Source organism: Streptomyces sp. VNUA24, assembly GCF_029167005.1.
GTDB classification, from domain to species: Bacteria; Actinomycetota; Actinomycetes; order Streptomycetales; family Streptomycetaceae; genus Streptomyces; species Streptomyces scabiei.
In genome coordinates, this window is the sequence record NZ_CP119143.1 from 3,280,880 (window position 1) to 3,301,262 (window position 20,383).

16 protein-coding genes are annotated in these 20,383 nt (G+C 71.7%); 10 read left to right on the forward strand and 6 right to left on the reverse strand.

Annotated features, from left to right (window positions below):
• Nucleotides 1–10 precede the first annotated feature (10 nt).
• A complete protein-coding gene (locus tag PYR72_RS13700; protein ID WP_275455613.1) occupies nt 11–1,414 on the forward strand; it encodes an FAD-dependent oxidoreductase in 1,404 nt (467 codons plus the stop codon).
• Nucleotides 1,415–2,040: 626 nt separating this feature from the next.
• Here PYR72_RS13700 and PYR72_RS13705 read toward each other — a convergent pair.
• Nucleotides 2,041–2,379: a hypothetical protein gene (locus PYR72_RS13705; RefSeq protein ID WP_012999921.1), complete on the reverse strand. Its 339-nt coding sequence runs from the start codon at nt 2,377–2,379 to the stop codon at nt 2,041–2,043.
• A gap of 139 nt (nt 2,380–2,518) precedes the next feature.
• On the opposite strand from PYR72_RS13705, the gene PYR72_RS13710 reads away from it, so the two are divergent.
• Nucleotides 2,519–3,328, forward strand: coding sequence for a rhomboid family intramembrane serine protease (locus PYR72_RS13710; RefSeq protein WP_275455614.1), 810 nt, complete (start codon nt 2,519–2,521; stop codon nt 3,326–3,328).
• 13 nt (nt 3,329–3,341) lie between these two features.
• Here the strand turns inward: PYR72_RS13710 and hemE are convergent, their stop codons facing one another.
• Nucleotides 3,342–4,421 carry a uroporphyrinogen decarboxylase gene (gene hemE, locus PYR72_RS13715; RefSeq protein ID WP_275455615.1) on the reverse strand — a complete coding sequence of 360 codons (1,080 nt, stop codon included), beginning with the start codon at nt 4,419–4,421 and terminating at the stop codon, nt 3,342–3,344.
• A 186-nt stretch (nt 4,422–4,607) separates the two neighbouring features.
• On the opposite strand from hemE, the gene PYR72_RS13720 reads away from it, so the two are divergent.
• The 3 genes from PYR72_RS13720 to PYR72_RS13730 all read left to right on the forward strand — a co-directional run bounded on the left by PYR72_RS13720 (nt 4,608) and on the right by PYR72_RS13730 (nt 7,773).
• Entirely contained in the window at nt 4,608–5,279 is a 672-nt protein-coding gene (locus PYR72_RS13720) for a DUF3000 domain-containing protein (RefSeq protein WP_275455616.1), read from the forward strand.
• Between the two features lie 340 nt (nt 5,280–5,619).
• A complete protein-coding gene (locus PYR72_RS13725) occupies nt 5,620–6,279 on the forward strand; it encodes a response regulator transcription factor (RefSeq protein WP_037724432.1) in 660 nt (219 codons plus the stop codon).
• A gap of 198 nt (nt 6,280–6,477) precedes the next feature.
• The gene (locus tag PYR72_RS13730; protein WP_275455617.1) at nt 6,478–7,773 is read left to right on the forward strand and encodes a ribonuclease D; all 1,296 of its coding nucleotides are present in this window, start codon (nt 6,478–6,480) and stop codon (nt 7,771–7,773) included.
• Between the two features lie 232 nt (nt 7,774–8,005).
• On the opposite strand, the gene PYR72_RS13735 is transcribed toward PYR72_RS13730, so the two are convergent.
• Genes PYR72_RS13735 through PYR72_RS13745 form a run of 3 tightly spaced genes read right to left on the reverse strand, consistent with a single transcriptional unit; the run spans nt 8,006 to nt 11,147 of the window.
• Nucleotides 8,006–8,863 (reverse strand): carbohydrate ABC transporter permease, encoded by an 858-nt coding sequence (locus PYR72_RS13735; RefSeq protein WP_275455618.1) that lies wholly within the window; start codon nt 8,861–8,863, stop codon nt 8,006–8,008.
• Nucleotides 8,860–9,831: a sugar ABC transporter permease gene (locus PYR72_RS13740; RefSeq protein WP_275455620.1), complete on the reverse strand. Its 972-nt coding sequence runs from the start codon at nt 9,829–9,831 to the stop codon at nt 8,860–8,862. The genes PYR72_RS13735 and PYR72_RS13740 overlap by 4 nt, the downstream gene beginning before the upstream one ends.
• Nucleotides 9,831–11,147 carry an ABC transporter substrate-binding protein gene (locus PYR72_RS13745; RefSeq protein ID WP_275455621.1) on the reverse strand — a complete coding sequence of 439 codons (1,317 nt, stop codon included), beginning with the start codon at nt 11,145–11,147 and terminating at the stop codon, nt 9,831–9,833. The genes PYR72_RS13740 and PYR72_RS13745 overlap by 1 nt, the downstream gene beginning before the upstream one ends.
• A 160-nt stretch (nt 11,148–11,307) precedes the next feature.
• Between PYR72_RS13745 and PYR72_RS13750 the strand changes: the two genes are divergently transcribed.
• From PYR72_RS13750 to PYR72_RS13770, 5 genes are all read left to right on the forward strand, one after another.
• On the forward strand, nt 11,308–13,674 hold the full coding sequence (locus PYR72_RS13750) for a glycoside hydrolase family 2 protein (protein ID WP_275455622.1): 2,367 nt from the start codon (nt 11,308–11,310) through the stop codon (nt 13,672–13,674).
• Complete coding sequence (locus PYR72_RS13755) at nt 13,671–14,693, forward strand: LacI family DNA-binding transcriptional regulator (RefSeq protein ID WP_275455623.1); 1,023 nt, start codon at nt 13,671–13,673, stop codon at nt 14,691–14,693. Before PYR72_RS13750 ends, PYR72_RS13755 begins: the two co-directional genes overlap by 4 nt.
• Before the next feature lie 225 nt (nt 14,694–14,918).
• Nucleotides 14,919–16,169 (forward strand): acetyl-CoA C-acyltransferase, encoded by a 1,251-nt coding sequence (locus PYR72_RS13760; RefSeq protein WP_275455624.1) that lies wholly within the window; start codon nt 14,919–14,921, stop codon nt 16,167–16,169.
• Nucleotides 16,166–18,292, forward strand: a complete 2,127-nt coding sequence (locus PYR72_RS13765) for a 3-hydroxyacyl-CoA dehydrogenase NAD-binding domain-containing protein (protein WP_275455625.1) — start codon at nt 16,166–16,168, stop codon at nt 18,290–18,292. Before PYR72_RS13760 ends, PYR72_RS13765 begins: the two co-directional genes overlap by 4 nt.
• Before the next feature lie 103 nt (nt 18,293–18,395).
• Entirely contained in the window at nt 18,396–18,770 is a 375-nt protein-coding gene (locus tag PYR72_RS13770) for an NTP pyrophosphohydrolase (protein ID WP_275455626.1), read from the forward strand.
• Between the two features lie 77 nt (nt 18,771–18,847).
• Here the strand turns inward: PYR72_RS13770 and PYR72_RS13775 are convergent, their stop codons facing one another.
• Nucleotides 18,848–20,371, reverse strand: coding sequence for an amino acid permease (locus tag PYR72_RS13775; RefSeq protein ID WP_275455627.1), 1,524 nt, complete (start codon nt 20,369–20,371; stop codon nt 18,848–18,850).
• Nucleotides 20,372–20,383 lie beyond the last annotated feature (12 nt).

The window sequence follows — 20,383 nt, forward strand, 5'->3', positions numbered from 1 at the left end:
GCGTGTCCCCATGAACATGAGCCGTACGGAAGAACGTTCACGGGAACGCCTGGTGGTCGTCGGCGGTGACGCGGCGGGCATGTCCGCCGCGTCGCAGGCCCGCCGGCTGCGGGGGCCCGAGGAGCTGGAGATCGTGGCGTTCGAGCGGGGCCACTTCACCTCGTTCTCGGCGTGCGGCATCCCCTACTGGGTGGGCGGCGACGTCCCCGAACGCGACCGGCTCGTCGCCCGCTCGCCCGAGGAGCACCGGGCGCGCCGCATCGATCTGCGGATGCGCACGGAGGTCGTGGAGATCGATGTCGAGGGCGCCCGCGTGCGCGCGCGGGACCTCGACGCGGGCACCGAGTCCTGGACCGCGTACGACAAGCTCGTCATCGCCACCGGTGCCCGGCCGATCCGCCCGGACCTGCCCGGCGTCGACGCCCCCGGGGTGCACGGCGTGCAGACCCTGGACGACGGCCAGGCCCTCCTGGACACCCTGGCCGCCACCGAGGGCCGCCGGGCCGTGGTCGTCGGCGCGGGCTACATCGGCGTGGAGATGGCGGAGGCGCTCATCAACCGGGGGTACGAGGTCACGGTCGTCAACCGGGGCAGCGAGCCCATGTCCACCCTCGACCCGGACATGGGCCGGCTGGTGCACAGGGCCATGACGGGCCTCGGCATCACGATGGTCGACGACGCCGAGGTCACCGCCCTGCCCACCGGCGCCGACGGCCGGGTCCGCGCGGTCGCGACCAAGGACGCCGAGTACCCGGCGGACGTGGTGGTCCTGGGCATCGGCGTACGCCCGGAGACCGCGCTCGCCCGGGCGGCGGGGCTGCCCGTGGGCCACCACGGCGGCCTGCTGACCGACCTGGCCATGCGGGTGCGGGGCCACGAGAACATCTGGGCCGGCGGCGACTGCGTCGAGGTCCTCGACCTGGTCTCCGGCAGCCTGCGGCACATCCCGCTCGGCACCCACGCCAACAAGCACGGCCAGGTCATCGGCGCCAACGCCGGCGGCGGGTACGCCACCTTCCCGGGTGTCGTCGGCACCGCCGTCAGCAAGGTCTGCGACCTGGAGATCGCCCGCACCGGCCTGCGCGAGAAGGACGCCGACCGGGCCGGCCTCCAGTACGTCACCGTCACCGTCGAGTCGACGAGCCGCGCCGGGTACTACCCCGGCGCGGCCCCGATGACGGTGAAGATGCTCGCCGAACGCCGCACCGGCCGGCTCCTCGGCGTCCAGATCGTCGGCCGGGAGGGCGCGGGCAAGCGCGTCGACATCGCGGCGGTGGCCCTCACCGCGGGAATGACGGTGGAACAGATGACCGCCCTGGACCTCGGCTACGCCCCACCCTTCTCCCCGGTCTGGGACCCGATCCTGGTAGCGGCGAGAAAGGCGACGACGGCGGTCAGATCGGCCGGCGCCTAGCCGAGTCGGACCGCCCCCGGGGAGCCCGGGGTGTGCCCGGGGCCCGGGGTGTGCCCGGGCCCGGGGTGTGCCCGGGCCCGGCGCGTGTCCGGGGCCCGGCGCGTGCGCCGGAGCCCGGCTGGGGACCCGAAGCGTGCCCGGAATGCCAGTGTGTCCGGGAGCCCGGCACGTGCGCGGGAGCCCGGCGTGGATCCGGGAGGCCCGGACCGTTCCCGGGAGCCGGAAGCGTGCACGGAAGCCCGGCACGTGCTCGGAAGGCCCGGCGTGGGTTCGGGAGTCCGGCGCGAGTCCGAGCCCGGGGCGGGTCCGGAAAGCCGGTGTGTCCCAGGAGCCCGGAGCGGGCCCGGGAGCCCGCCGCACGTCCAGGAGCCCGCCGCACGTAGGAGACCGGCGCAGACCCAGGAGACGCGGAGCTGGCCCGGGAGCCCGGCGCAGGTCCAAGGGCCTGGCGCGTGCCCGAGCCCGGGGCAGGTCCGGAAAGCCAGAGTGTCCCAGGAGCCCGGAGCAAGCCCGGAAGCCCGGTGCAGGCCCAGGGGCCTGGCTCGTGCCCGGGCCCGGAGCGGGCCCGGAAGCCCGGTGCACGTCCAGGGGTTCGGCGCAGGCCCAGGAGACCCGGCGGGGGTTCGTCAGACGGCCGAGGTGCCGGTGATGCGGTCGATGGCCTGGCGGGCCTGCTCCGTCGGGGGGCGGGACGGCAGGGAGGACACCGACGCCGCGGACGTCACCGCGGCCGGCTGAGCCGTCGGCGCGGCCGCCGGCTTCGCGTGCGCGGCGGCCGGCCGGGCCGACCGCAGCCGGTGGCTCACCGCCTCGTCCAGGGTCACGGGCCGCTGCATCCGCGCCGCCAGCCGCCCGGCCTCCTGGCCGAGCGCGGCGACGTCCTCCCAGGGCAGCCGCACCACCAGCGAGATCTCGGCCTCACCATCGGGGGTGGCGTGCATCGCCGGGACAACTCGGTCGTTCATCGCCTGTTCCTCACGTAGATCCGCGGTTGAGGAGTCATACGCACCACCCGCCCCGTACGTTCACCAGCGGCGGAGCCGGGGCCCGAGCCGCCGCCGCGGGCGCTGATTCCTGCCCCTCTTCCCGGGCAGAAGTTCTGGTGTGGTCATCCCCGTGCACGACGTGAACCCCGTGAGCCGCACGCCCTACGTGACCTACGCGCTGATCGCCGCGAACGTCTTCGTCTTCGTCTTCATGCCGGGTCTGGCCGGTTCCGCGCCGGGCGACGGCGAACTGGCCCGGCTGTGCCACACCCAGGCGTTCCTGGAGCAGTACGCGGCCGTGCCGGCGGAGTTGATCCGTCATCAGCTGCCGCAACTCGTCCCCACCGGCGCACTCGCCCCGTCGGGCGGCTGCGCGCTGGGTCCGCCGGGCTACGACAAGTCGCCCGCGCTGTCCGTCCTGACGGCGCTGTTCCTGCACGCGGGCTGGCTGCACCTGCTGGGCAACATGCTCTTCCTGCTGATCTTCGGCACCACCATCGAGGACCGCCTGGGCCGCGTACGGTTCGCCCTGTTCTACGTGGCCTGCGGCTACGCGGCGTCGTACGGCTACGCCTTCGTCAACGCCGACTCCACCGACCCGCTGATCGGCGCGTCCGGCGCGATCGCCGGCGTCCTCGGCGCGTACCTGGTCCTCTACCCGAGGGCCAGGGTCTGGGTCCTCGTGCCCTTTCTGGTCTTCCTGCCGCTGCGACTGCCCGCCTGGCTGGTGCTGGGCTTCTGGTTCGTGCTCCAGGCGTTCAACTCCGCCGGCGCGGGCGCCCTGGACGTCGGCACGGTGGCGTACGCGGCCCACCTGGTCGGTTTCGTGGCCGGCATGCTGCTGGCCTGGCCGCTGCGCCCCGGCACCCCGCCCCCGCCCGAGCCGCGCGGTCTGCTGTTCGGCAGACGGGCGCGGCCCGGCTGGTGAGTCGGGATACCCGCTACCGCGCCGTGCGCGTGTGGACGTACTCCACGAGGCGGGTCAGGGCGTCCGGGTCCGTGCTGGGCATGACGCCGTGGCCGAGGTTGAAGACGTGGCCCTCCAGGCCGGCGGCGGCGTCGAGGACCTCGCGGGTCTTGGCCTCGACGGCCTCGGTGCCGGCGAACAGGACGGTCGGGTCCAGGTTCCCCTGGAGCGCCTTGCCGGGGCCGACGCGGCGGGCGGCCTCGTCGAGCGGGACGCGCCAGTCGACGCCGACGACGTCCGCGCCGGCCTCGCCCATGAGGCCCAGCAGCTCACCGGTGCCGACACCGAAGTGGATGCGCGGGACCCCGTACCCGGCGACGGCGTCGAAGACCTTCGCGGAGGCGGGGAGCACCGAGCGGCGGTAGTCCGCCGGCGCGAGGGCACCCGCCCAGGAGTCGAACAGCTGGACGGCTGAGGCGCCCGCCTCGATCTGGACCCGGAGGAACGCGGAGGTGATCCCGGCGAGGCGGTCGAGCAGGTCGGCCCAGAGCTCCGGGTCGCCGTACATCATCGCCTTGGCGTTCTCGTAGGTGCGGGACGGGCCGCCCTCCACGAGGTAGCTGGCGAGGGTGAAGGGGGCGCCGGCGAAGCCGATGAGGGGCGTCTCCCCCAGCTCGGCGGTGAGCATCCCGATCGCCTCGGTGACGTAGGAGACGTCCTCGGGGGTCAGGTCGCGCAGCTGCGCGAGGTCGGCGCGGCTGCGGATCGGCTTCTCGACGACCGGGCCGACGCCGGGCTTGATGTCGAGGTCGACGCCGATGGCCTTGAGGGGGACGACGATGTCGCTGAAGTAGATCGCCGCGTCCACCTGGTGCCGGCGCACCGGCTGGAGGGTGATCTCGGTGACCAGCTCCGGCCGCATGCACGAGTCCAGCATCCCGATGCCCTGGCGCACCTTCAGGTACTCGGGGAGCGAACGCCCGGCCTGCCGCATGAACCACACCGGTGTGTGCGGCACGGGCTCACGCCTGCACGCCTTCAGGAAGGCCGAGTTCTCGACGGCGGCGCGGGTGGCGGTCGGCTGGTGGCCCGAGGGGCCGGCATTGGCACTCACGAGGAAAAGTCTCCCACGGCTCACCGGCGCCGACGGCCGGGGCCGGGGCCGGGCGCGAGGCCCGCTGCTCCGGCCGCGGCTCCCGGCCCGCGGCGCGGCCCGCGTTCGCTGAGCGCGATGCGACAGTGACCCAGCGCACGGGTGTCTTGCCCTGCGCCGGGGCCCGGTTCCCCTTAATGTTCCGGCATGGCTGCGGCTCAGGGACGACTGTCGGACGGCGCTGGCGGGATGGACGAGGCGAAGGAGGGGGAGCGCGATGCGAGCAGGACGGCACCGGCTCCGTTCCGCTCGGCCGTCGAAGCGCTGCGGGCCACACGGATGCGGCCGGAGATCGAGATCGAGTCGACCAAACCGCCGCAGCGGCTCGCCCCGTACGCGTACGCCCTGGAGGCCGCGGTGGTCGAGGGGGACGAGGACCTCGCCGACGGCCGTCTGGTGCTGCTGCACGACCCCGACGGGCACGACGCCTGGCAGGGCACCTTCCGGCTGGTGACACTCGTCCGGGCGGAGCTGGAGCCCGAGATGGCGGCGGACCCGCTGCTGCCGGAGGTCTGCTGGTCGTGGCTGACCGGTGCGCTGCAGGCCCGGGGCCTGTCGTACGGGGAGCCGAGCGGGACGGTGACGCGGGCGAGTTCGCACTACTTCGGCGGGCTGGCGGCGCGGCCGGCCGCGTCGCAGATCGAGATCCGCGCCTCGTGGACCCCGCGCGAGGTGCTGGGCGGCGTGCCCGACACCGCCGCGCATCTCGCCTCGTGGTGCGATCTGCTGGGCCAGATCGCGGGGCTGCCCCCGGCGGTCGACCCCGGGGACGCGGCGGTGGTGACGCTGCCGCAACGGCGGGGCCCGCAGACCCGCTGACCTCCCCGCCGGCCGCTCGACCCCCAGGACCGTGCTCCACGGAGCACGGTCCTTTTTCGTGTGCGAGCAACCATCCCGACCATCACACCGGCCACTCCCGTCACTTTGTCGATACGGCCACTTTCGGCCGCGTATCGACGCGAAGCGACACCGTTCGGTCTTCGAATGATCGAAGACGTGTCCGAATTGCACGGATTGTTACTCACTAAATCGTGATCATTCTCTAAAGGAGCAGAGGTTTGGTGCCGAAGACCTCTGTGACCTTGAAAGCACGGTTCGTCCCGGCTTCGACCCCACGAGCCCGGCGAATCAGCCCCCCGTCCCGCACCCAGGAGGCCTGGTGTCCGTTCTCCTCGAGCAGCCCGCAAGCCTGGTCGCCTACCGTCCGAACAAGCCGACCGCGATGGTGGTGGTGGCCGATCCCCGCGTCCGGTCCACCGTCACCCGGCACCTGTGGGCCCTCGGGGTCCGCGATGTCATCGAGGCCTCGTCCATCGCCGAGGCCCGTCCCCGCGTCGGCAACCCCCGCGACATCTGCGTCGCGGACGTTCACCTGCCGGACGGTTCCGGCCTGACCCTCCTCTCCGAGACCCGCGCAGCGGGGTGGCCCAACGGCCTCGCCCTCTCCGCCGCCGACGACATCGGCGCCGTACGCAACGCCCTCGCGGGCGGTGTGAAGGGATACGTCGTCACCGGCACCCGCACCAACATCGGACTGCCCACCCGCCCGGGGGCCGCCCCCCTCGGCTCCGCCGCCCGTATGCACCGCCGCCCCCCGGGAGCCCCGAGCCACCCGGGCGGCTACCGGGAGCTGTCGGGCCGCGAGGTCGAGGTGCTGCGCCTGGTCGCGGAGGGACAGTCGAACAAGGCGATCGGCGTCTCCATGGGCCTGTCCGCACTCACGGTCAAGAGCCACTTGGCCCGAATCGCGCGCAAGCTGGGCACCGGCGACCGCGCCGGGATGGTGGCGGTGGCCCTGCGCACCGGGATCATCCACTGACACCGGGGGCCCGAGGGCGGGACACCGAGGACACGGCGCCAGGAAAGGGCCGAAATCCGCGATCGATGTCTGACTCCTCCGGTTTCGCCGGACATATTCACTGACACGTGTGATACGTGACTGGTTTACGCCCCTGGATGGCCCGTCGGCGGAACGTTCCGTCGGCGGGCCTCGTCCATACACGGATACCCTTGACAGGTGACCGACGCCCAAGAGACCGCAGCAGACAGGACCCTGCGAACCACCGGAGGCGCCCCTCCGGACGACGGCGGATCTTCTGAAGCGGGGGCGCCGATCCCTTTGCTGGAGCCCCGGGAGGGCATTCCGGCCGTCGTCGCGGACGAGGACTCGCTCGCCGCGGTGATCGCCGCCTTCGCCGCCGGCACCGGCCCCGTCGCCGTGGACGCCGAACGCGCGTCCGGTTACCGCTACGGTCAGCGCGCGTATCTGGTGCAGCTGCGCCGCGAGGGCGCGGGCACCGCGCTCATCGACCCCGTGGCCTGTCCCGACCTCTCCGGCCTCGGCGAGGCGCTCTCCGGCGTGGAGTGGGTGCTCCACGCCGCCACCCAGGACCTGCCGTGTCTGCGCGAGATAGACATGGTCCCGACGCGGATCTTCGACACCGAGCTGGCCGGGCGGCTCGCCGGGTTCCCCCGGGTCGGCCTCGGCGCGATGGTCGAGGGCGTGCTCGGCTACGTCCTGGAGAAGGGCCACTCCGCGGTCGACTGGTCGACCCGTCCGCTGCCCGAGCCCTGGCTGCGCTACGCCGCGCTCGACGTGGAACTCCTCGTGGACCTGCGGGACGCCCTGGAGAAGGAGCTGGACCGGCAGGGGAAGCTGGAGTGGGCCCGCCAGGAGTTCGACGCGATCGCCTCCGCGCCGCCCGCGGAACCCCGCAAGGACCCGTGGCGGCGGACGTCCGGGATGCACAAGGTGCGCCGGCGGCGGCAGATGGCGGTCGTCCGGGAGATGTGGGAGGCGCGGGACCGGATCGCGCAGCGCCGGGACGTCTCCCCGGGCAAGGTGCTGAGCGACGCGGCGATCGTCGAGGCGTCCCTGGCCCTGCCGGTGAACGCGGCCGCGCTGGCCGCGCTGAACGGCTTCGGGCACCGGATGGGCCGGCGTCAGCTGGAGCAGTGGCAGGCGGCCGTCGACCGGGCCAGGGCGCTGCCGGACTCGGCGCTGCCGGCGCACGGGCAGCCCGTGACCGGGCCGCCCCCGCCGAAGGCGTGGGCCGACAAGGATCCCGCGGCGGCGGCCCGGCTGTCCGCCGCGCGGGCCGGGGTGTCCGCGCTGGCCGAGCAGCTCAACATGCCGCAGGAGAACCTGATCACCCCGGACACGGTCCGGCGGCTGTGCTGGGAACCGCCGAGGTCGCTGGACGCGGAGTCGGTGAGCGCGGTGCTCGCGGGCCACGGGGCGCGGGCCTGGCAGGTGGAACTGGTGACGCCGGTGCTGGTGGGCGCGATGTCCGCGGTGGCGAAGGACGCCTAGGGCCTGTCGTTTGGATCATGCCGGCTTCAGGCCACAGTGTCTGATGACCGCCGGTGAGCGGGGCTTGGTGCGTGCAGCTGCAAGGCGGAGGAAGGCGTCGACGCGGAGCGTCGGCAACTGACGACAACGCCGCAGATGTGCGTGCCAAGCCCCGCGGCCCAGGCGTGATCCAAACGACAGGTCCTAGGTCCGGCCGCCGCGGCGGGGGAGCCTCGCTCCCCCGCCCAGGGGCCTACTTCGTGGCGCCCCGCATGAAGCCGTTGTAGATGAACCTCTGCAGCAGCAGGAAGGCGAGCAGGGTCGGCAGGATCACCAGGACCGCTCCCGCCGAGATCGTCTCCCAGTGGGCGCCGAAGGGGCCCTTGAAGCGGAAGAGGGACGTGGAGATCACCCCCAGGTCGTCGGAGGGCATGTAGAGGAAGGGGATGTAGAAGTCGTTGTAGACGGTGATCCCCTTGACGATGACGACCGTGGCGATCGCGGGTTTCAGGAGCGGGAAGATGATCTTCCGGTAGATCGTGAAGTGGTTGGCGCCGTCCAGGCGGGCGGCCTCGTCCAGGGAGACCGGGATCGACCGCACGAACTGCAGGAAGATGTAGATCGAGACGATGTCGGTGCCCATGTAGAGGGCGATCGGGGCCCAGAGGGTGTCGAACATGCCGAAGCTGTCGACGATCTGGAAGGTCGCGACCTGGGTGGTGACGCCGGGGACCAGGGTGGCGACCAGGAACAGGGCGACCACCAGCCTGCGGAAGCGGAAGGTGAAGCGGTCGATCGCGTAGGCCGCCATCGAGCCGATGACGACCGTGCCGGTGACGGCGACGAGCAGGATGAGGGCCGTGTTGCCGAAGGCGGCGAGCATCTCGCCGTCGCGGAAGGCGGTCGCGTAGTTGTCCAGGTTCAGGAAGCTGTCGGGCAGCGTGAGGGCGCCGCTGTCCTCGGCCATCTGGCGCTCGGTCTTGAGCGAGGTCAGCAGGACCGCCACGAGGGGCAGCAGGACCACGACCGACGCGCCGGCCAGGGACAGGTAGGTGAGCGTGCGGGCGGTTCGCCCGCGGCGCACCGGGGCGGGAATCGTCGGAGCCGTCATACGAGGTCCACCCTGTCGTCGGGGACCAGCCGGCGCTGCAGCCACGTCACCGCCAGGATGATCAGCAGCAGGACGACCGCGGCGGCGGACGCGAGGCCCGTCCGGTTGAACTGGAACGCGAGCTTCACCGTCTGGATCACGAAGGTCTCGGTGCCGGTGGCGCCGCCGGTCATGATGTACGGGATCTCGAAGACCGACAGGGAGCCGGAGACCGAGAGGATGACGCTCAGGCTCAGCACCGGGCGGATGCCGGGCGCGATGATGTAGCGGAACCGGTGCCAGCGGTTCGCGCCGTCGAGTTCGGCGGCCTCGTACAGCTCCCCCGGGATCGACTGGATCGCGCCGAGGAAAAGCACGAAGTTCAGGCCCATGTAGCGCCAGACGGAGACGCTCGCGAGGGAGACGTTCGCGGACGTCTCCGTGCCGAGCCAGGCGCGGTCGGACGTGTGGCCGAAGAGCGCCAGGACCGAGTCGAGGGTGCCGCCGTCCTGGAAGAAGTAGAGGAAGACGAACCCGATCGCGACCCCGTTGATCAGGTACGGGAAGAACAGGACGCCCTTGAAGAGGTTGCGGAAGCGGAGGTTGAAGCTGAGGACCGTGGCGAAGTAGAGGGCGAGCACGATCTGGACGGCCGAGGCGGCGAGGTAGTAGCCGCTGACGAAGAAGACCTGGAACAGCTCGGGGCGGGTGAAGATCTCGACGTAGTTGTCGGCGCCCGTGTAGTTCAGTTCCGGGCTGACGCCGTCCCAGTCGGTGAAGCTGTACGCCAGCATGTTGGCGACGGGTGCGTAGGTGAAGGTGATCAGCAGCGCCAGCGGGGCGGCCAGGAAGAGCCAGGGGGTGAGCCCGCGCCACAGGCGCACCCCGCGAGGGGCGCGCCGGGGCACGGGGGGCCGGGGCGCGGCCGTGGAGGGCCGCGCCGCCTTCCGCACCGCGCGTGAGGGGTCCGTCGTGGGCGCGGGGGGCATCAGGACCCCACGGTCTTCTGTGCCTCGGTCCAGCGGTCGCTGAGGTCGGCGAGGAAGTCGTCCAGACTGCCCTTCTTGGCGCCGCGGGCGAGGTCGACCAGGTCCTGGCGGTACGCGGGCGCGTTGATGCCGACCTCCGAGGCGCTGTCGATCTCCTTGACCTTTCCGCCGTCGGCGTCGTCGAGTTCGATGAGTTCGACGCCCTGCTCCTCGTAGGGCTTCAGAACCTCGGGCAGGGGGGCCTTCTTCAGCGTGGAGATGGAGAGGTTGTCGTCGGCGTAGCCCGACTTGTCGGTGAACCAGTCGATCCAGGCGCGGGCCGCCTCCTTGTGGTCGGAGTGGATGTTGACGGCCTGGTTGTAGTCGGGGTTCACGGTCGCGCATGCCTTGCCGTCGACGCGGTACAGGAACGGCATGAACCCGATGTCGTCGGGATCGGCCCCGGCCTTCTCGGCGGCCTGCTGGAACTGGCTGATCGCCCAGCTGCCGAGCCAGGCCGTGGCGATCTCGCCCTTGGCCAGCCGCGGCTTGGAGTTCTCCCAGTTGGTGGTGGTCGGGTCCTTCTCGATCAGGCCCTGGTGCACGATGTCGTACAACAGCCGGTCGGCGACGCGCAGTTCACCCTTCTCGCCCCAGGGGTCGCCCTCGGCGAGCCGGGTGGTGGCGCCGGTGTCGCAGCTGACCGAGCCGTTCACGCCGGTCCACTGGCTCAGCGGCCACTGGGCGGCGAAGTTGGTGTAGTACGGGATGGCATCGGTCTTGGACTTGATGGCCTTGAGCGCGGTGAGGAACTCCGCAGGGGTGGTCGGCCAGTCGGTGACGCCGGCCTCGGCCCAGATCCGTTTGTTGTAGAGGAATCCGGGTGCCGCGCCCATCGGGCTCTGCCCGTAGACCTTGCCGTCGACGGTGGTGAAGCCGGTGAAGCGGTACTTCTCGGCTAGCTTGTCGCGGGTGCCGAGCGAGGCGAAGAACTTGGGGTAGTCGTTCTTCTTCACGACGGCCGGGATCATGAGGACGTCGCCGTAGTTCTCCGTGTTCATACGGATCTTGACTTCGGACTCGTAGTCGGTGATCGCGTCGAACTTCACCTTCACCTTGGGATAGATCTTGTTGAAGGCGTCGGCGTACTTCTGCATCGTGCCGTCCTGCACGATGTCGGTCCGGTGGGTGAGAACCGTGATGGTTCCGGAGACCCGTGCCGGGTCCTCGGCGGCCTCGGCGTCGGCGCCCTTGGAGCTGCCTCCGCCGCCGGTGCAGCCGGAGGCCAGGAGGGCGGCCGCGACCAGTGTTCCGGTGAGTGTCCTTCGGTGGTTCATGTGCACCAGCTCCGTTCGGGACGGACGAGCACGGGTGGGTTGGCTGGTTCGGCACTCTGGCAGCCCGTTACTGAACCGGTAAAGTCCCTATCCCGCCAAGGCTGTCGAAATAGTTTCGCGACGGTGCCGGGCAGCCGACTGGACCGGTTTAGGAGTGCGCATGCTGGACGCCACACCGCTCACCGAGGGCTGGATCCTGCGCCACGAGGGGGAGTCCCTTCCGGCCGGGGTGCCCGGGTGCGTGCACACCGATCTGCTGGCGGCGGGGCTGATCCCGGACCCCTTCCTCGGGCGGAACGAGACCGAGGTGGCCTGGGTGGGCCGCCGGGAGTGGACGTACGAGGTGGAGCTGCCCGGCGTCGGCGTGCCCGGCGGGCACGACCAGAGCGACCTGGTCTTCGACGGGCTCGACACCGCCGCCGAGATCCGGCTCGACGGCCGGGTCCTCGGGTCCGTGCGGAACATGCACCGCTCGTACCGCTTCGACGTCACCGGTCTGAGCGGCCGGCTCTCCGTGCGCTTCGCCTCCGCGTACGCCGAGGCGGAGGCGGTGCGCGAGCGGCTCGGCGAACGGCCGAACGCCTATCCCGAACCCTTCCAGTACATCCGGAAGATGGCCTGCTCCTTCGGCTGGGACTGGGGGCCGACGCTGGTGACGGCCGGGATCTGGCGGCCCGTCCGGCTGGAGAGATGGTCCACGGCCCGGATCGCGCGCGTACGGCCGCTGGTGACCGTGGACGGCACGACCGGGCACGTGGAACTGCTCGTCGACGTGGAGCGGTCGGCCGTGGAGGCCGGGCTGCGGATCGAGGCCCGGGTGGGCGGCGTCAGCGCGGTCGCGGAGGTCGAGGGGACGCGCGGGACCGTACGGCTGGAGGTCCCGGGCGTCGAGCGGTGGTGGCCCCGCGGGTACGGCGAACAGCCGCTGTACGAGGTGGAGGTGACGCTGCACAGCGAGAGCGGCGCACTCGACCGGTGGCGGCGGCGGGTCGGGTTCCGGAGCGTGGAGCTGGACCGGAGCGCCGACGAGCACGGCACCGGATTCACCCTCGTCGTCAACGGGGAGCGGCTGTTCGCGCGCGGGGTCAACTGGATCCCGGACGACGTGTTCCCGTCCCGGATCACGCCGGAGCGGTACCGCGCGCGGCTCACCCGGGCGGCCGAGGCCGGGGTCGACCTCGTACGGATCTGGGGCGGCGGGATCTACGAGAGCGAGGACTTCTACGACGTCTGCGACGAGCTGGGCCTGCTGGTGTGGCAGGACTTCCCGTTCGCGTGCGCTGCCTACCCGGAGGAACAGCCGCTGCGGGGCGAGGTGGAGGCCGAGGCGCGGGAGAACGTCGTCCGGCTGATGCCGCACCCGTCGCTGGTGCTGTGGAACGGCAACAACGAGAACCTGTGGGGCTTCCGGGACTGGGGCTGGGAGGAGCGGCTCGCCGGGGAGTCGTGGGGCGAGGGGTACTACCTGGGGCTGCTGCCGCGGGTCGTCGCGGAGTGCGACCCGACGCGGCCGTACACGGCGGGCAGCCCGTGGTCGGGGTCCTGGGACCGGCATCCGAACGACCCCGCGCACGGCACGCACCACTCCTGGGAGGTGTGGAACCGGGAGGACTACGCGGCGTACCGGGCGAACGTGCCGCGTTTCGTGGCCGAGTTCGGCTGGCAGGCGCCGCCCGCGTACGCGACGCTGCGGCGGGCGCTGCCGGGTGAGGAGCCGGCGCCCGACTCCCCCGGCATGCTGCACCACCAGAAGGCCGAGGACGGCAACGGGAAGCTGGACCGGGGCCTGGCGCGTCATTTCGTCCCGCCCGAGGGGGACTTCGACCGCTGGCACTATCTGACGCAGGTCAACCAGGCGCGGGCGGTCGCCGCCGGGATCGAGCACTGGCGGTCGCACTGGCCGGTGTGCGCGGGCACGATCGTGTGGCAGCTCAACGACTGCTGGCCGGTGACCTCCTGGGCGGCGATCGACGGGGACGGCCGGGAGAAGCCGCTCTACCACGAGCTGCGGCGGCTGTACGCGGACCGGCTGCTGACGCTCTCGGCCGGGACGCTGGCCGTGGTCAACCAGGCGGCCGGGCAGTGGACGGGCTCCGTGCGGCTGCGGCGGATGTCGGTCGACGGGGCGGTGCTCGGGGAGGCGTACACCGCGTTCACGGCCGCCGGACGGACGGTGGCCCGGGTCGACGTGCCGGAGGGGCTGGAGCCCGCCGGGCCGAAGGAGTTCCTCGTCGCGGACGCGGACGGGCTGCGGGCCCTGCGGTTCCCCTGCCCCGACCGGGACATCCCTTATCCCCGGCCGGAGTTCGAGGTGACCGTCGCCCCGGGCTCGGTCACGGTGACGGCCCGCACCCTCGTACGGGACCTGCTGCTGCAGGCCGACCGGCTGGACCCGCGGGCGCGGGCGGACCGGGGGCTCGTCACCCTGCTTCCCGGGGAACGGGTGACCATCGGGGTCGACGGCTGGGAGACTCCCGGTCCGGACGCCGCCCGGGCGGCCCTGTACTGCCTGGAGCCCCACCGATGACCACCCCCCGCGTGACCATCAAGGACGTCGCCGCCCGCGCCGGGGTGTCCAAGGGGGCGGTGTCGCTGGCGTTCAACCGGAAGCCGGGGCTGGCCGACGCCACCCGCGACCGGATCTCCGCGGCCGCCCGGGAGCTGGGGTGGGCGCCGAACCTGGCGGCCCGGTCGCTGTCGAGCCGGCGGGTGGACGTGGTGGGGCTCGCGGTCTGCCGGCCCGCGAAGCTGCTCGGGCTGGAACCGTTCTACATGGAGTTCGTCTCCGGGGTGGAGAGCGTGCTGACCGAGCGGGACTGCGCGCTGCTGCTGCGGCTGGTGCGCACCGTGGACGAGGAGGTGGGGGTCCAGGACGCGTGGTGGCGGGGGCGGCAGGTCAGCGGGTCGATCCTCGTGGACTTCCGCGCGGACGATCCGAGAGTGGCCGCGGCGGGACGGCTGGGGATGCCGGTGGTGGCCGTCGGGCATCCGTCGCTGACCGGTGGGCTGACCTCGGTGTGGACGGACGACGCGACCGCCGTGGCGGAGGCGCTGCGGTATCTGGCGGCGCTCGGGCACCGGCGGATCGCGCGGGTGGGGGGCGCCGCCGCGCTGGGGCACACGGCGATCCGCACGGCCGCGTTCGACCGGGTGGCGCGCGAGCTGCGGCTCGCGGGTGCCCGGCAGGTGGCCACCGACTTCTCGGGGGACGCGGGGGCCCGGGCGACGCGGTCGCTGCTGGCCGGGGCGGGGGACGACCGGCCCACGGCGATCGTCTACGACAACGACATCATGGCGGTGGCCGGGCTGTCGGTGGCGGCCGAGATGGGGGTGCGGGTGCCGGAGGAGGTGTCGTTGCTGGCCTGGGACGACTCGCAGCTGTGCCGGCTGACGCGGCCGACCCTGTCCGCGATGAGTCATGACGTGTACGGGTTCGGGGCGGAGGTGGCGCGGACCTTGTTCGAGGTGATCGGCGGGGGCGGGGAGTCCCGTCCGGTGGCCACGCCGGTGCTGGTTCCGCGAGGGTCCACCGCGACGGCACCCTGAGCGCCGTACCGGAGGGCGGGTTCGTTTCGGCTGGTCGCGCCGTTCGTCGCGTCCCCGGGGCGGCTTCGGGTAACCGGCGGTAACATCTGAACCCGATGTGACCTTCGCCGCTCCCCCGCTCAGGGGTGGGCAGCACTGTTACTCGCAAGTAGCATGGGCCTGAGCGCGCGCTCAGCGGTTGCGCGTCGCAGCAGTGCCGTCCCGCACCTCTGGAGGAGAGCCATCGTGCCTCGTACCGTCAAGGAAGTCGTCTTCGTCGACGGCGTCCGCACCCCGTTCGGCAAGGCGGGCCCGAAGGGCATCTACCACGAGACCCGCGCCGACGACCTCGTCGTGAAGGCGATCCGGGAGCTGCTGCGCCGCAACCCCGGTCTGGAGCCCTCGAAGATCGACGAGGTCGCCATCGCCGCGACCACGCAGATCGGTGACCAGGGCCTCACCATCGGCCGCACGGCGGGCATCCTCGCCGGGCTGCCGCAGTCGGTGCCCGGTTACTCCATCGACCGCATGTGCGCCGGCGCCCTGACCGCCGTCACCTCGGTCGCCGGTTCCGTCGCCTTCGGCGCGTACGACGTCGCCATCGCCGGCGGTGTCGAGCACATGGGCCGCCACCCGATGGGCGAGGGCGTGGACCCCAACCCGCGCTTCGTCTCCGAGAAGCTGGTCGACGAGTCCGCCCTGTTCATGGGCATGACCGCCGAGAACCTGCACGACCGGTACCCGACGATCACCAAGCAGCGCGCCGACGAGTACGCCGTGCGCTCCCAGGAGAAGGCCGCCAAGGCGTACGCCAACGGCAAGATCCAGGCCGACCTGGTACCGATCTCCGTGCGCCGCACCGCAGTGCCTGACAGCGGCTCCGCCGCGGGCGAGGCGGGCGAGACCGGCTGGGGCCTGGTCACCGCCGACGAGCCGATGCGGCCGGGCACCACCATCGAGAACCTCACCGGTCTGAAGACGCCGTTCCGCGTCCACGGCCGAGTGACCGCGGGCAACGCCGCCGGTCTGAACGACGGTGCCACCGCCTCCCTCATCGCCTCCGAGGACTTCGCCCGCGAGAACAACCTCCCGGTCAAGATGCGCCTCGTCTCGTACTCCTTCGCGGGTGTCGAGCCGGAGGTCATGGGCTACGGCCCGATCCCGGCGACGGAGAAGGCGCTCGCCCAGGCGGGCCTGTCCATCGACGACATCGGCCTGTTCGAGATCAACGAGGCCTTCGCCGTCCAGGTGCTCGCCTTCCTGGAGCACTACGGCATCGCCGACGACGACGCGCGCGTCAACCAGTACGGCGGCGCCATCGCCTTCGGTCACCCGCTGGCCTCCTCGGGTGTGCGTCTGATGACGCAGCTGGCCCGCCAGTTCGAGGAGCAGCCGGAGGTCCGCTACGGCCTCACCACCATGTGCGTCGGCTTCGGCATGGGCGCCACGGTCATCTGGGAGAACCCGCACCACAAGGACGCCGGAGGCGACAAGTGAGCACCACCGAACTCCTCAAGGGCGCGGCCGAGCTGTTCCCCGACGAGGTCGTGACGTCCGCGCACGTACGCCACCTCGACCTGCCGTTCGGCGCCGGGCGCTTCGCGCTCATCACGCTGGACAACGGCTTCGACCACACCAAGCCGACCACCTTCGGCCCGGCGTCGCTGGCGAACCTGAACACCGCCATCGACCAGGTCGAGAAGGAGGCCGCGGCCGGTGAGATCGTCGGTGCGGGTGTCACCGGCAAGCCGTTCATCTTCGCGGTCGGCGCCGACCTCAAGGGCGTCGAGCTGCTGAAGAACCACGACGACGCGCTCGCGATCGGCAAGGGCGGCCACGAGGTCTTCAAGCGGCTGTCCGCGCTGGCCGTGCCGACCTTCGCGTACTACAACGGCGCCGCGATGGGCGGTGGCGTCGAGGTCGGTCTGCACTGCGCCTACCGGACCGTCTCCCAGGCGATCCCGGCCTTCTCCCTCCCCGAGGTCTTCCTCGGGCTGGTCCCCGGCTGGGGCGGCTGCGCGCTGCTGCCGAACCTGATCGGCGCCGACAAGGCCGTCTCGGTGATCATCGAGAACAGCCTCAACCAGAACAAGCAGCTCAAGGGCCAGCAGGTCTTCGACCTCGGGATCGCGGACGCGATCTTCGAGGGCGCCGACTTCCTGGAGCAGTCGCTGATCTGGACGGCGAACGTCCTCAAGGGCGAGGTCACGGTCGAGCGTCCCGTGATCGACCGCGGCGAGGGCTGGGACCAGGCCGTCGCCAAGGGCCGCTTCATCGCGGACTCCAAGGTGCACGGGGCCGCCCCGGCCGCGTACCGCGCGCTGGACATCATCGCCGCCGCCAAGGACGGCGACCTCCAGGCGGGCTTCGACGCCGAGGACGTCGCCCTCGCCGACCTGATCATGGGCGGCGAGCTGCGCGCCGGCATCTACGCCTTCAACCTGGTGCAGAAGCGCGGCAAGCGCCCCGCCGGCGCCCCGGACAAGAACCTGGCCCGCCCGGTCACCAAGGTCGGTGTCGTCGGCGCCGGTCTGATGGCCTCCCAGCTCGCGCTGCTCTTCCTGCGCCGCCTGGAGGTGCCGGTCGTGCTGACCGACATCGACCAGGAGCGCGTCGACAAGGGTGTGGGCTACGTCCACGCCGAGATCGACAAGCTGCTGCTCAAGGGCCGCGTCAACCAGGACAAGGCCAACCGCCTCAAGGCCCTGGTCACCGGTGTGCTGGACAAGGCCGAGGGCTTCTCCGACGCGGACTTCATCATCGAGGCCGTCTTCGAGGAGATCGGCGTCAAGCAGCAGGTGTTCGCGGAGGTCGAGGCGGTCGCCCCGGCGCACGCGATCCTCGCCACCAACACCTCGTCCCTGTCGGTGTCGGAGATGGCGTCGAAGCTGAAGAACCCCGAGCGGGTCGTGGGCTTCCACTTCTTCAACCCGGTCGCGATCCTCCCGCTCCTGGAGATCGTCCGCGGCGAGCAGACCGACGACGCCTCCCTGGCCACGGCGTTCGCCGTCGCCAAGAAGCTGAAGAAGACCGCGGTCCTGGTGAAGGACGCCCCGGCGTTCGTCGTGAACCGCATCCTGACCCGCTTCATGGGCGAGATCCAGAACGTCATCGACGAGGGCACACCGGTCGAGGTCGCCGAGAAGGCGGTCGAGCCGCTGGGTCTGCCGATGTCGCCGCTGGTGCTCCTGGAGCTGGTCGGCCCGGCCATCGGCCTGCACGTCTCGGAGACCCTCAACCGTGCCTTCCCGGATCGCTTCACGGTCTCCCCCAACCTGGCGGCCGTCGTCAAGGCCGGCAAGCGCGGCTTCTACGTCTACGACTCCGGCAAGCCGGAGCTGGACCCCGAGGTCGCCGCGCTCCTGAAGCAGGGCGACTCCGTCCTGGACGAGGAGCAGGTGCGGGCCCGGGTGCTCGACGCCGTCGCCCAGGAGATCGGGCTGATGCTCGACGAGGGTGTCGTCGCCGAGGCGCAGGACATCGACCTCTGCCTGATCACCGGCGCCGGCTGGCCCTTCCACCTGGGCGGCATCACGCCGTACCTGGACCGCGAGGGCGTCAGCGAGCGGGTCAACGGCAAGAAGTTCCTGGAGACCGGGGTGGCTTCGGTCCCCGCGTGACGGTCATGCACAAGTGAGGAGGGTCTCCGCCGCCGGGCGGGGGCCCTCCTCTCATGTGACCCGCCTTCACCGGGCCGACGGAACCCCGTGCGACCCTGTCCCCATGGACGCCCCCCTGCTCGTGATCGTCGACGCCGCCAACGTCGTCGGCTCCGTGCCCGACGGCTGGTGGCGTGACCGGCGCGGCGCGGCGGAACGTCTGCGCGACCGGCTCGCCCGGGACGGGGTGCCCGGCCGGGAGGAACCCGTCGAGCTGGTGCTGGTCGTCGAGGGCGCGGCCCGGGGCGTGGAGCCGGTCCCCGGCGTACGGGTCGAGGCGGCCCCGCGCAGCGGCGACGACCGCATCGTGGAGCTGGTCGCCGAGGAGGCCCGTGACCGCCCCTGCCTGGTCGTCACCGCCGACCGCGAACTGCGGCGCCGGGTGGGCGAGCTGGGCGCCGAGGTGACGGGGCCGAGAGCGGTGCGCGGCACGTCCTGAACGCCCTCCGGCCCCGTACGTCCCACCCGGGGGCGGGGCGTACGGGGCCGGAGGACGAGGGACCGGGCTCGGCGCCGCTACGGGACGTCGCGACCGGGCGGGACGCCGGCGTCACCCGTGGCGGCCCCCTCCTGGCGTGCCAGACGGCTGTGCGAGCGGCCGTAGACGAAGTAGACCAGGAAGCCGAGGACCATCCAGCCGGCGAAGCGCAGCCAGGTCTCCGTGGGCAGGTTGAGCATCAGCCACAGCGAGGCGCACACCGACAGGATCGGGATGACCGGCACCCAGGGGGTGCGGAACGCCCGGGGCAGGTCGGGGCGGGTCCGGCGCAGGATGATCACGCCGATCGCGACGACCACGAAGGCGAACAGCGTGCCGATGTTGACCAGCTCGGCCAGCTCGCTCAGCGGGGTGAAGCCCGCGAGGACCGCGATGACCACACCGAGCAGGATGGTCGGCCGGTGCGGGGTCTTGAACCGGGGGTGGACGCGGGAGAAGAAGCGCGGCAGCAGCCCGTCCCGGCTCATCGCGAAGAACACCCGGGTCTGGCCGAGCAGCAGGATCATGCACACGGTCGTCAGGCCGACGGCGGCGCCGAAGCTGATGAAGCCCGCGAACCAGGGATGCCCGGTCGCCTTGAAGGCGTCGGCGAGCGGCGCGGTCACCGACAGCTTCGTGTAGTGCTGCATACCGGTGACGACGATGGAGACCGCCACGTACAGCGTGGTGCAGATGACGAGGGAGCCGATGATGCCCCGGGGCATGTCGCGCTGCGGGTTCTTCGTCTCCTCGGCGGCCGTGGCGACGACGTCGAAGCCGATGAACGCGAAGAAGACCACGGAGGCGGCCGTGAAGATGCCCATCACCCCGAAGTTGGAGGGCGCCCAGCCGAACATCAGCTGGATGAGCGGCGATTGGAGGCCGTCCCCCGCCTCGACCGCCTGCGCCTTCGGGACGAACGGGTCGTAGTTGTCGCCCTTGATGAAAAAGGCGCCCGCGATGATCACGGTCAGGACGACCGTCACCTTGATGGCGACGACGAGGGAGGTGACACGCGCGGAGAGCTTGGTGCCGACCACGAGGATGGCCGTGAGGATCAGGACGAGCGCGGCGGCGAGGATGTCGAAGCCGAAGCCGTCGGCCCCGTCCCTGGTGCCGAGCGCCGCCGGCAGTTCCCAGCCGGCGTTGGCCAGCAGCGAATGGATGTAGCCGGACCAGCCGACCGCCACCACCGCCGTTCCCAGCGCGAACTCCAGGACGAGGTCCCAGCCGATGATCCAGGCGGGCAGTTCCCCGAGGGAGGCGTAACTGAAGGTGTACGCGGATCCCGCGACCGGGACCGTGGAGGCGAACTCCGCGTAGCACAGGGCGGCGAGCGCGCAGACGACGCCGGCCACGACGAAGGCGAGGGCCACGGCGGGACCGGCGTTGTTCTTGGCCACCGTGCCGGTGAGGACGAAGATGCCGGTGCCGATGATGACACCGACGCCGAAGACCGTCAGATCCAGCGCGGACAAGGATTTCCTGAGCGCGTGTTCTGGCTCCTCGGTATCGAGGATGGACTGCTCGACCTTCTTCGTCCGGAAGAGTGTGCTGCTCACAGGCGTACCTCC